The sequence below is a fragment of the Microbacterium sp. LKL04 genome, from assembly GCF_900102005.1.
Classification (GTDB): domain Bacteria; phylum Actinomycetota; class Actinomycetes; order Actinomycetales; family Microbacteriaceae; genus Microbacterium.
In genome coordinates, this window is record NZ_LT627736.1 from 962,866 (window position 1) to 974,914 (window position 12,049).

General features: G+C 69.5%; 10 protein-coding genes. 8 read left to right on the forward strand and 2 right to left on the reverse strand.

What is annotated here, in order from left to right:
- Positions 1–5: 5 nt before the first annotated feature.
- From BLP38_RS04755 to BLP38_RS04775, 5 genes are all read left to right on the forward strand, one after another.
- Positions 6–1,682: a DUF885 domain-containing protein gene (locus BLP38_RS04755; protein WP_091353665.1), complete on the forward strand. Its 1,677-nt coding sequence runs from the start codon at positions 6–8 to the stop codon at positions 1,680–1,682.
- A 73-nt stretch (positions 1,683–1,755) separates the two neighbouring features.
- Complete coding sequence (locus BLP38_RS04760) at positions 1,756–2,802, forward strand: LLM class flavin-dependent oxidoreductase (protein ID WP_172824655.1); 1,047 nt, start codon at positions 1,756–1,758, stop codon at positions 2,800–2,802.
- A gap of 34 nt (positions 2,803–2,836) precedes the next feature.
- A complete protein-coding gene (locus tag BLP38_RS04765) occupies positions 2,837–4,186 on the forward strand; it encodes an MFS transporter (RefSeq protein ID WP_091353673.1) in 1,350 nt (449 codons plus the stop codon).
- A gap of 16 nt (positions 4,187–4,202) precedes the next feature.
- On the forward strand, positions 4,203–4,973 hold the full coding sequence (locus tag BLP38_RS04770; RefSeq protein WP_091353677.1) for an SGNH/GDSL hydrolase family protein: 771 nt from the start codon (positions 4,203–4,205) through the stop codon (positions 4,971–4,973).
- Positions 4,974–5,065: 92 nt separating this feature from the next.
- Entirely contained in the window at positions 5,066–5,323 is a 258-nt protein-coding gene (locus BLP38_RS04775) for a DUF6458 family protein (protein WP_091353681.1), read from the forward strand.
- 63 nt (positions 5,324–5,386) lie between these two features.
- Here the strand turns inward: BLP38_RS04775 and BLP38_RS04780 are convergent, their stop codons facing one another.
- The gene (locus tag BLP38_RS04780) at positions 5,387–6,727 is read right to left on the reverse strand and encodes an MFS transporter (RefSeq protein WP_091353684.1); all 1,341 of its coding nucleotides are present in this window, start codon (positions 6,725–6,727) and stop codon (positions 5,387–5,389) included.
- A 63-nt stretch (positions 6,728–6,790) separates the two neighbouring features.
- Between BLP38_RS04780 and BLP38_RS04785 the strand changes: the two genes are divergently transcribed.
- Entirely contained in the window at positions 6,791–7,093 is a 303-nt protein-coding gene (locus BLP38_RS04785) for a DUF427 domain-containing protein (protein ID WP_091353688.1), read from the forward strand.
- A gap of 15 nt (positions 7,094–7,108) precedes the next feature.
- On the opposite strand, the gene BLP38_RS04790 is transcribed toward BLP38_RS04785, so the two are convergent.
- Entirely contained in the window at positions 7,109–8,812 is a 1,704-nt protein-coding gene (locus tag BLP38_RS04790) for a glycoside hydrolase family 35 protein (RefSeq protein ID WP_091353692.1), read from the reverse strand.
- A gap of 186 nt (positions 8,813–8,998) precedes the next feature.
- Here BLP38_RS04790 and BLP38_RS04795 point away from each other — a divergent pair, with 186 nt between their 5' ends.
- Together BLP38_RS04795 and BLP38_RS04800 are read left to right on the forward strand one after the other, a co-directional pair.
- Complete coding sequence (locus BLP38_RS04795; protein ID WP_091353697.1) at positions 8,999–10,003, forward strand: LacI family DNA-binding transcriptional regulator; 1,005 nt, start codon at positions 8,999–9,001, stop codon at positions 10,001–10,003.
- Positions 10,000–12,039 carry a glycoside hydrolase family 31 protein gene (locus BLP38_RS04800; RefSeq protein WP_091353702.1) on the forward strand — a complete coding sequence of 680 codons (2,040 nt, stop codon included), beginning with the start codon at positions 10,000–10,002 and terminating at the stop codon, positions 12,037–12,039. The genes BLP38_RS04795 and BLP38_RS04800 overlap by 4 nt, the downstream gene beginning before the upstream one ends.
- The last annotated feature ends 10 nt before the right edge of the window (positions 12,040–12,049 follow it).

A 12,049-nucleotide genomic window follows, 5' to 3' on the forward strand; every position in this document is an offset into this window, starting at 1 on the left:
GAGGAATGACCGACGCACAACGCACGCCCACTCCGATCGACACGATCGCGGACCGCTGGGTCGACACGCTGGCCGAGCTCTCCCCGAGCCTCGCGACGTACATCGGACGGACCGAGCACAACGGCCGTCTCGACGACTTCTCTCCCGAAGGGCATGAACGGCTCACTGCCGCGGCGGCCGACACCCTTCGCGCGCTCGAGTCCGCCGAGGCCGTCGATTCCGTCGACGAGGTCACCAAGATGGACCTGTCTGCGGAGCTCGGTCTGCAACTCGACCTGCACGCGGCGAAGTCGCACCTGCGCGACATCAACGTGATCGCCTCGCCCTCGCAGGACATCCGCGCGGCGTTCGACCTCATGCCGACGGACACCGTCGACGACTGGTCTGTGGTGGCGACGCGCCTCTCGGCGATTCCGTCGGCGCTGGCCGGATACGTCGAGACGCTGCGTCAGGGCATCTCGGAGGGCGTCGTCCCGGCGCGCCGACAGGTGCAGGAAGTCGTGACGCAGATCGCCCGCTACACGAGCGACACCGGCTTCTTCGCGACCTTCGTCGGAGACGCCGCTCCCGCGGAGGGTCACCTTCCCGCCACGCTCGCGCGTGAGCTCGCCGACAACGCGGGTGCCGCTCGCGTCGCTTACGACCAGCTGGCCGCGTTCCTCCGCGACGACCTGGCCCCGGCGGCCTCCGATGTGGATGCCGTGGGTCGGGAGCTTTACGCGCTCCACTCGCGTCAGTTCCTGGGGGCGACCATCGATCTGGACGAGACCTACGACTGGGGTGTCGAAGAGCTGTCGCGGATGGTCGCGGAGCAGGAGTCCATCGCGAACGAGATCAAGGCCGGCGCCACAGTCGAGGAGGCGGTCGCCTTCCTCGAGCAGGACGAGGAGCGGAAGCTGCGCGGCACGGACGCCCTGCAGCGATGGATGCAGGAGACGAGCGACCGCGCCGTCGAGGAGCTCGGACGCACCCACTTCGACATCCCGGAGCCGATCCGCCGACTCGAATGCATGATCGCGCCGACCAACGAGGGCGGCATCTACTACACGGGCCCGACCGACGACTTCTCGCGTCCAGGCCGTATGTGGTGGTCCGTCCCCGAGGGCGTCGACACGTTCGACACGTGGCGCGAGCTCACGACGGTCTATCACGAGGGTGTCCCGGGTCACCACCTGCAGATCGCGCAGGCGGTGTACAACCGTACGGAGCTGAACTCGTGGCGCCGACTCCTCGCGGGTTCCAGCGGCCACGCCGAGGGGTGGGCCCTGTACGCCGAGCGGCTGATGGCGGAACTCGGCTACCTCGACGACCCGGCTGACCGGCTCGGGATGCTCGACGGCCAGCGGATGCGGGCGGCGCGCGTCGTCCTCGACATCGGCGTCCACCTCGGCAAGCCGCGCCTCGACGGTACCGGCACCTGGGACGCCGACTACGCGCTGGAGTTCATGCGGCGCAACGTCAACATGTCCGACGAGTTCATTCAGTTCGAGGTGAATCGCTACCTCGGGTGGCCGGGCCAAGCGCCCTCGTACAAGGTCGGCCAGCGGATCTGGGAGCAGATCCGCGACGAGGCCGCCCAGCGCGGGGGGACCGGGTTCGACATCAAGCAGTTCCACATGCGCGCGCTGCGCCTCGGCGGGGTCGGTCTCGACACCCTCCGCGCCGCTCTGCGCGACGGCTGAGAGGGCGAGGCGAGGGCGTCGGGAATACCCGACGCCCTCCGTCGTTTCTACGACGTAGGCTTTATGCAGATGAATGAAAGGGGCCGACGTGGCCGCAGTGGAGTTGGGACTCGACACCTTCGGTGACATCACCGTCGACGACAGCGGCGAACGCGTCTCGGGTGCGCAGGCGATCCGGAACCTCGTCGCACAGGCGACTCTCGCCGATCAGGTGGGTGTCGACTTCATCGGCGTGGGCGAGCACCACCGGGCCGAGTACTCGGTCTCGAGTCCGGAGATCGTCCTCGCTGCCATCGCCGCCCAAACCGAGCGCATCCGCGTCGGGACGGCGGTGACGGTCCTCTCCAGCGACGATCCCGTCCGCGTCTACGAACGGTTCGCGACGCTGTCGGCGATCTCGAACGGGCGCGCCGAGGTGATCCTCGGACGCGGCTCCTTCACCGAGTCCTTCCCGCTGTTCGGTTTCACCCTGGCGGACTACGAGGCCCTCTTCGAGGAGCGGCTCGAGCTCTTCTCGCTGCTGCGGAGCGAGAAGCCCGTCACGTGGCAAGGATCCACACGCGCCGCCCTCGCCGACGCTGACGTCTTCCCGAAGACCGAGGGCGGCATCCGCGCCTGGGTCGGTGTCGGCGGCTCGCCCGAGTCGGTCATCCGCACGGCGCGGTACGGCTATGGGCTGATGCTGGCCATCATCGGCGGTCCCGCCGCTCGGTTCCGACCCTACGTCGACCTCTACCACCGGGCGATCGGCGAACTCGGTACCGAGGCGCAGCCCATCGGCATCCACTCGCCGGGGCACATCGCCGACACCGACGAGCAGGCGTGGGAAGAGGCGTACCCCGGGTTCGAAGCGCAGAACAACTCGATCGGGCGCGAGCGCGGCTGGCCTGCGTACAGCCGGTTGCGGTTCCAGCAGGAGGTCGGTCCGGGAGGATCTATCTACGCCGGCTCGCCCGAGACGGTGGCACGCAAGATCGCCGACACGATCACGACTCTCGGCGCCGGGCGCTTCGACCTCAAGTACGCCAACGGCACCCTCGGGCACGACAAGCTGATGCGCTCGGTCGAGCTCTACGGCACCCGGGTGATCCCGCTCGTGCGCGACATGCTCGGCGAGTGATCGCGACGCCCCCGCGGCCTCGTACGATGCGAGGATGACCACGACCACGACCGACTCGGTCACCAGCCGGCTCGATCGCCTCCCCTTCACCCGCACGCACCTGCGCGTCCTCACCGGCTCGGGCGCCGGCTGGGCGCTCGACGCGATGGACGTCGGACTCATCTCCTTCGTCATCGCCGCGCTCGTGAGCGAGTGGAACCTGACGACCGCGTCGACGTCGTGGATCGCCTCGGCGGGCTTCGCGGGGATGGCGATCGGCGCGACGGTGGGCGGATTGCTCGCAGACCGGATCGGTCGCCGCTCGGTCTTCGCGCTGACCCTCCTCGTCTACGGCGTCGCGACCGGGGCGAGCGCGTTGGCGGGCGGGCTCGTCGCCCTGATCGCGTTGCGCTTCGTCGTCGGGCTGGGACTCGGGGCGGAGCTTCCCGTCGCGAGCACGTACGTCAGCGAGTTCGCACCGGCGCGGATGCGGGGACGCATCATCGTGGTGCTCGAGGCGTTCTGGGCGGTGGGCTGGACGGCTTCCGCGCTGATCGGCTACCTCATCATCCCGTCCGTGCCCGAGGGCTGGCGCTGGGCTCTCGCCATCGGCGCCGTCCCCGCCGCGTACGCACTCATCGTGCGGTGGGCTCTGCCGGAGTCGCCGCGGTGGCTCGCGTCGCGGGGTCGCGCGACAGAAGCCGAACGCGTCGTCTCCGGCATGGAATCCTCTCCGGTGCTCTTCGGCCGTCCCGCGGCGACTGTCGCCGCAGCCGTGGAGGCGTCATCGGCCCGCGCGTCGACCGTCGGGGAACGACTGCGGGGACTGTGGACTCCCGCCATGCGCCGGCGGACGGCATCCCTCTGGATCGTCTGGTTCTGCGTCAACTTCTCGTACTACGGGGCCTTCATCTGGATTCCCACGCTGCTCGTCTCGCAAGGATTCGGTCTCGTCCGCAGCTTCGAGTTCACGCTTCTGATCACGCTCGCACAGCTCCCCGGTTACGCCGTCGCCGCGTGGCTCATCGAGGTGTGGGGGAGGCGCGCGACCCTGTCCGTCTTCCTCGCCGGATCGGCGGTCGCGGCGATTCTCTTCGGGCAGGCCACGACGATTCCGATGATCTTGGCGACCGGCATGGCGCTGTCGTTCTTCAACCTGGGCGCCTGGGGCGCGCTCTATGCCGTGACCCCGGAGACCTATTCGACATCGCTCCGCGCCACCGGTGCGGGATGGGCCGCCGGCGTCGGGCGGATCGCGTCGATCCTGGCGCCGCCGATCGTGCCGGTCCTTCAAGCGGTCGGCGGCATCCCGGTCGTCTTCATCGTCCTCAGCGCCTTCTTCGCCATTGCTGCAGCGGCCACCTGGGGTCTCTCGGAATCGCGGGGACGTTCGCTCGCAGAGTGAGTCATAGGCTGAGGGGATGCCGCAGGACATCCGCTACGTCGCGATCGGAGACTCATTCACGGAGGGCGTCGGCGACGAGCTGCCGGACGGCAGCGTCCGCGGCTGGGCGGACCTCGTCGCCCAGGGCTGGGCGGACTCCCGCGGCGAGGCGATCTCGTACGCGAACCTGGCGATCCGCGGGAAGCTCATCCAGCCGATCGTCGAGGAGCAGCTCGAACGCGCTCTCGCACTGAGGCCGACGCACCTCTCCTTCAACGGGGGCGGCAACGACATGCTGCGCCCTCGGACGCCCATCGCACGCGTGGCGGACGTCTTCACCCGCGTCCTCCGTCGCTGCGACGAAGAGGGTGTCACCCTGATCGTCCTCTCCGGAGCCAACCCGTCGGCTCAGCTGCCCCTCGCGCGCCTGATCCAGCGACGCGGCGACGAGCTCTCACGTGCCGTCACCGACCGCATCGCCGGGCGCGACGACGTCGTCGTGGCGCTGAACTGGCCCGATGCCGACCTGTCGGATCCGTCGTTCTGGTCCGAGGATCGGCTCCACATGAACGATCGCGGGCATCACCGGGTCGCGGCTCGGGTGCTCGACGCACTCGGCGAGAAGGCGCCCGCCGAGTGGTGGCGCCTGGACGAGGCGGATTCGGCTGTCGCTCTCACGCGGGGTCGATACTTCCGCGAGCACCTCGGACCGTGGTTGCGGCGCCGCCTGACCGGGACGTCGTCGGGGGACGGCCGCGAAGCGAAGTACGGGGACTGGTTCCGCGTTGAACCTCGTCCGCGCGGCTGAATCCACCACCCTGCGCGCCTGTCAAGGGCTATCAGCTTCCTATCAGGGGCGACGATGATCGGAACCACACCGCCAAGAAAGTGAGGGTGCGCATGAGCATCGGATCCGGAATCGTGCTGTTCGTGATCGGCGCCATCCTGGCGTTCGCCGTGAACGTCGACGTCCAGTACGTCGACCTCAACCTGATCGGCTACATCCTGATGGCAGCCGGTGTCGTCGTCTTCCTCCTCGGCCTCGTGCTGATGCTGCGTCGACGTTCCAGCGAGTCGACCGTCCGAACGGTCGACCCCGTCGCGGGAGAGCGGGTCACCCGCTCCGAGACCCGTACGTCGGGAGACGGCACCGTCTGACGACGGCTGCGTCACCGATACGGCCCGTTCCCCTCGCGGGGGGCGGGCCGTTCGTCGTCTCGGTCAGCGTCGGGGGCGGCGCGGCTGATCCATACCGATGTGGATGCGGGTGCGTCGCCGTTCGATGCTGATGAAGATCGCACCGATGAGCCAGAGCGGGATCTGGACGAGGAAGGCGACCCGGAAGGCGTCCAGGCGGTAGGTGTCCGGCGTCCCCGCGCCCTGCAGGTCCAGCACGAGGCCGATGGCGAAGATCGCGATCAACGCGGCGAGGAACCCGCCCGCGTTCGTGACGCCCGTCGCCGTGCTGAGGCGGTGGGACGGGTTGTGGGTGCGGGCGTGGTCGAAGGCGATCATCGATGCGGGGCCGCCCATGGCGAGGGCGACCAGCAGGACGACGAGGAGCCAGATCGGCGCCCGGCCGGGCCAGACGATCACAGCGGTCCAGGCGACGAGCTGGAAGGCGACGGCGGGGAGGACGAGGGCGCGGGAGCGCCGGTGCGGTGCCCGTCGGGAGAGCTCTCCGAGGACGGGCCCGAGGGCCATCCCCGCGAAGACGTAGAGCGACGTCAGCACGCCGGCCTGTCCTGTGGTGAGGCCTTCTCCTGCCGTGAGGTACGGGAAGCCCCACAGCAGGATGAACGCCGTGCCGGCGAAGGGGGTCGTGAAGTGCGACCAGAACGCGAGTCGTGTCCCGGGGTGAGCCAGAGCGGCGCGGATCCCGACACCGGTGTCGATCGCGGAGGTCACGACGCGTATCGCGCCGGTGTCGGTGTCGACGCTGATGTCGCGGGCGAGCTCCGGCGGCCGGTTGCGCACGAGGGCGAAGACGAGGACGGCGAAGAGGACGCAGAGCCCGGCGATGCCCCCGAACGTCACCGACCAGCTCGTCGCGTGGAGGACCGCGGCGATCGGGATCACGGCGACGAGCTGTCCCGCCTGTCCGAGGATCCCCGTCAGCTGAACCATGAGCGGACCCCGTTGGGCGGGGAACCAGGTCGCGACGAGACGGAGTACCGCGGGGAAGACCGCGGCATCCCCGGCGCCCAACAGCATGCGGGCGACGATCGCGACGCCGACGCTCGGCGAGAGAGCCATGGTGAGTTGGCCGACAGCCATGAGGATCATCCCGATCGTCATGATCGGCCGCGACCCGTAGCGGTCGAGGAGGACCCCGACCGGGATCTGCATGCCTCCGTAGACGGCGAGCTGGACGACCGCGAACAGCGACAGGGTCGCGGCATCCGCCTGGAAGCGGTCGGCCGCGTCGACGCCGACGGCGGCGAGCGACGTTCGGTTCGTCACGGCGAGGACGTACGCGGCGACGCCGGTGCCCCAGATCAGCCAGGCGCGGAAGCCGGGGCCGTTCGTCGGGGTGCTCTCCTGCCGACGTGCTCCGCTCACCCGCCCACGCTACTCTCCGGCAGGCGTACTCTGAGCCCACACCATCGGGCGATCGGAGAACACATGAAAGCGACCATCGGTGACACCGTCATCGCAGAGGCGGCCGACGACGAGATCATCCGGATCGAGGGGAACGCGTACTTCCCGCCGTCATCCGTGAAGCAGGGTGTCCTCGTCGAGAGCCCGACCCCGTACACGTGCCCATGGAAGGGGGAGTGCCAGTACTTCCACGTCGAGGCCGGCTCCGAGCGCATGACCGACGGCGCGTGGTCGTACCCCAACCCGTACCCGTCCGCGTTCGACCGCGTCGGCGCCGACTTCTCCGGGTACGTCGCGTTCTCGCCGGGGATCACCGTCGGTCAGTGACCGCGCGGCGCGTCGTCACTCGTGCAGAGGCCCGAGGGACGGCGCACCGACGAATCGCGCCGAATCCGGCACCGGCTGCTCGATCTCGACGACCGTGATCGTATTCGACCCCGCCTGCGTCACCGGGGCAGGGACGTAGAGCGTCCGCTGCGGGCCGTTCGACCAGTACCGGCCGAGCAGGAAGCCGCCGACGAAGACGTATCCCTTGCCCCATCCGGTCGTGTCGAGGAACAGGTCCGACGGGGCGTCCAGATCGAAGCTCCCCTCGGCCATGAGCAGTTCCGGGGCGCCCGCGGCCTGATCGAGGGGGACGGGCGTCGTCCGCCACCCGGACAGCGCGTGGCCGTCGATGGCCACAGGCCCGATGAGGCCCTTCGCCTCGCCGAGGCGGTCGTCGTAGTTCACCCGCCCCTGTTCCTCCACCAGGATCGAGAGGTTCCTCCCCGGGGGCAACCGGAGCGCGTGCTCGTGCCGCGTCCGAGAGAGCGATCCGACGCGGATGCCGTCGACGGACACCCAGGCCTGATCACGGACTTCACCGATCGACAGCACGCCGCCGGCGAACCCGTCCGGCAGAGCGGTCTCGTGCCGCAACAGCGAACCGGTGTGCTCGGCCTCCTCGAACGTCGCGAGGCCGGGCTGGGACGCGAGGCTCGTGACGGCTGTCCGGGACACGGGGGACAGTGCCACCGTGATTTCCGGCCGTGCCGAGGCCGACGCGGGGGCCTCCGCGGGCACATCCGCGTACTTCGCGATGACGCCGCGGAACGCGTGGTATTTCTCTGTCGGGTCGCCCGCTTCGTCGAGGGGGGCGTCGTAGTCGTAGGAGGTCACGATCGGCAGGTAGCGGCCCTTGTCGTTCGCCCCGTTGGTCGTCCCGAAATTCGTCCCGCCGTGGAACATGTAGATGTTCACCGATGCGCCGGCTCCCAGGAGGTCGTCCAGTTCGGCGGCGGCGGTCGCGGCATCCGTCGTGTGGTGCGGTCCACCCCACCAGTCGAACCACCCGTCCCAGAACTCCGAGCACATGAGAGGGCCGGTGGGCTGGTGCTCGCGCAGCGTCGCGAGGCGCTCATGAGCCCGCGAGCCGAAGGAGCCGGTCAGGTGGAGGCCGGGAAGCGATCCCGCCTCGAGCATGTCGGGCTCGGGTTGGTCCACCGTGGTGAGGGGGACCGTGATGTCCGAGTCCCGTGTGACGCGGACGAGTTCGGCGAGGTAGTCCTTGTCCGAACCGTACGCGCCGTACTCGTTCTCGATCTGCACGAGGACGACGTTGCCGCCGCGGTCGATCTGACGCGGCGCGACGACGCGGTACACGCGGCGGAGGTACGTCTCGAGCGCCGCCTGGTAGGCGGCATCCGTTCGCCGCAGTCGGATGCCGGGGGTCGCGGTGAGCCACGTCGGGAGACCACCGTTGTGCCACTCGGCGCAGATGTAGGGTCCGGGGCGGACGATCGCGTGCAGCCCCTCGGCGGCGATCAGATCCAGGAATCGACCGAGGTCGAGCCCGTCGGATTCATCCCATTCGCCTTCGACCGGCTCATGCGCGTTCCACGCGACGTACGTCTCGATCGTGTTCAGTCCCATGAGGCGTGCTTTGCGGATGCGGTCGGCCCAGTCTCCGGGGTGGATGCGGAAGTAGTGCATCGCTCCGGAGATGATCCTGTGCGGCTGCCCGTCCAAGAGGAAGTCGCGGTCGCCGATGGCGAAAGTGCTCATGTGATCTCCGCTCGGAGCTGTCCGTCCAGACACCCTGCTGTCGTGAGAGGGGTGTTCCGCCGCTGCGCCAACTGCTATGTTTACGCAATCATGTCGCCTCAGCGTAGCACGCGACCGGCCCCGGAGACGGGTGTCGTTGCACCCCTCGATGAGCCTGTGGCGCGTCGTGGGGGTACGCCCCACGGGGTGCCCACGCAGGCCGATGTCGCCCGCCACGCGGGCGTCTCCGCGCAGACGGTGTCGCGCGTCGTCACGGGCGCTGCGCGGGTCGACGAGCCGACGCGCGAGCGGGTCCTCGCCAGCATGCTCGAGCTCGGCTACCGGCCGAACCGGGCGGCGCGGGCCCTGCGCTCCGCCCGCTACCGCAGCATCGGCGTGGTCATGAGCGATCTGACCTCGTACGGCAGCGTTCGCACCTGGGAGGCCATCTCGCGCGCGGGAGCGGAGTCCGGGTACGCCGTCGCTCTCGTCCCGACCACCGGGTTCGACCGGAGCGCCGTCGCGGAGGCGATCGAACGCGCACGCGATCAGGCCGTCGACGGGCTCGTCATCGCGATCGGCGACCACCTCTCGGCGGGGGAGGACCTGCCGCTGCCGGACGACCTCCCGGTCGTCGTCGTCGACGCGTCGGCACTCGAAGACCGCTCCTTCGTCGACACCGACCAGACGATGGGCGCGGGGCAGGCCGTCAGGCATCTGCTCGACCTCGGCCACGAGACCGTCCACCATGTCGCGGGGCCGGCGAGCTCGTACTCGGCGGTCCGTCGGGAGCAGGGCTGGCGGGCGGCTCTGTCCGACGCAGGACGCGAGGCTCCACCCCCCCAGCGAGGGGACTGGAGCGCGCAGTCCGGGTTCGACGCGGGATGCCGCCTGCGCGAGGTTCCCGCCGTCACCGCCGTTTTCGCCGCCAACGATCAGATGGCGCTCGGGGTTCTCCGCGCATTCCACGAGGCGGGGGTAGCCATTCCCGGCCGGGTCAGTGTGGTCGGCTTCGACGACATGCCCGAGGCCGCCCAGTTCTGGCCGCCGCTCACGTCGATCCACCAGGAGTTCGACGAGGTCGGTCGCGCCGCCGTCGATGTGCTTCTCGCCCGAATCGACGACGCGGACGTGGTCCGCCGACTACTCGTACCCACCCGACTGGTCGTGCGAGGCAGCACGGCCGCTGCACCACGGAAGGCGATCTCATGACGTTCCACACTTCAAACACCGGCGTCCTCTGGTACGGCGACGGTCAGACCGTCTCGATCGAGGCGTGGGGCCGCGGCGTCCGCGTGCGCGCCGCGCTCGGTCCGATCGACGATGCTCCGGGCGCCCTCGTCGAGGTCGCCGACACCCGCGCTGATGTATCGGTCGACGGCGCGGTCGCGACCGTCTCGGCCGGTGGCGTCCGCGTAGTGGCGGAGGAATCGGAGTTCAACGACTGGTCGGTGGGTTTCTACACGACGCGGCTGCGGCTGCGGGTGCAGGATGCCGACGGTCGCCTCCTGTTCGAGGAGATCACCGACGGCGGGGCACTCAAGCTCTCCGCCCGTGAGTTCCGTCCCAGCGAGGGCGGCGATCAGCGGCTGCGGCTGAGCCTCGCCACATCCGCTGACGAGCACCTCGTCGGCATGGGCCTGTATCAGCAGGATCTCGTCGATCTGAAGGGGACGGTGCTCGAGCTCGCGCACCGGAACTCGCAGACCTCCGTCCCCTTCGTCGTTTCCAGTGCCGGGTACGGCTTCCTCTGGAACCTGCCGGCGATCGGACGGGCGGTGTTCGGATCGAACCGCACCGAGTGGGACGCGGAGAGCGCGACGCAGTTCGACTGGTGGGTATGCGCCGACCCCCGTCCCGCGGGGATCGCGGCCGCGTACGCTGAGGCGACCGGGCACGCGCCCATGATGCCGGAGTACGGCCTCGGCTTCTGGCAGTGCAAGCTGCGGTACTCGACCCAGGAGGAACTCCTGGGCGTCGCGCGGGAGTACCGGCGGCGCGGCATCCCCATCGATGTCATCGTGGCCGACTTCTTCCACTGGCGGTGGATGGGCGACTGGCGCTTCGAGGAGGAGTTCTGGCCGGATCCCGCCGCGATGACGGCGGAGCTCCGGGAGCTGGGCATCGAACTGATGGTGTCGGTGTGGCCGCAGGTGGCCCCGCAGTCCGACAACTGGGAGGAGCTGCGCGACGGGAACATGCTCGTGCGCACCCGGCGCGGCATCGACGTGCAGTACTACTTCGACGGCCAGTACACGCGCTTCCTCGACGTGACCGAGCCTCGCGCACGCGAATTCCTCTGGCAGAAGCTCGCCGAGAACTACGGCGCCTACGGCATCACGGCGTTCTGGCTCGACGAGGCCGAACCCGAATACGGCGCCTACCACTTCGAGAACTACCGGCTGGCGGCAGGACCGAGCGCTCAGGTCGCGAACCTTTACCCGCGCGAGTTCACGCGCGCTATCGCGGACGGCCTTCGTGCCGACGGCAACGATCAGCCGGTCTCGCTGGTCCGTGCCGCCTGGGCGGGATCGCAGCGGCACGGCGCGCTCGTGTGGTCGGGCGACGTCCATTCGACCTTCGACGACCTCAAGGCGCAGATCGCTGCGGGGGTCCACATGGGTGCCGCCGGCATCCCGTGGTTCACGACCGACATCGGCGGATTCACGGGTGGGGATGTGCGCGAGCCGGCATTCCACGAACTCCTCGTCCGCTGGTTCCAATTCGGCGCGTTCAGCCCCGTCATGCGTCTGCACGGCGACCGCGTGCCCGGGACGCCGATCAACGACGCGCAGGGCGTGGCACGAGTGGGGACCGGCGCCGACAACGAGGTGTGGAGCTTCGGCGACCGGATCGAGTCGCTCCTCGTGGAGTACATCCGCCTGCGCGAAGACTTGCGGGACTACACGCGCGAGGCCATGGCGGACGCGCACCGGCGCGGTGCGCCCGTCATGCGCGGCATGTTCTTCGAGTTCCCCGAGGACGAGAGAGCGTGGACGACACCCGGGCAGTACCTGTTCGGGCCCGACATCCTGGTCGCCCCGGTCACCGAGCCAGGGGCGACCCGGTGGGAGGTCTACCTCCCCGCCGGGGCGGAGTGGACCGAGGCCCGGACGGGGAACACCCACCGCGGTGGGCAGACGGTCGCAGTCGACGCCCCACTCGCGTCGATTCCCGTGTTCCACCGCGGCGGACGCGTCGGAGCCGCGCTCGCCCGGCTCGCAACCCTTCCTGATCTCCAGCTTTGATACGACCGAC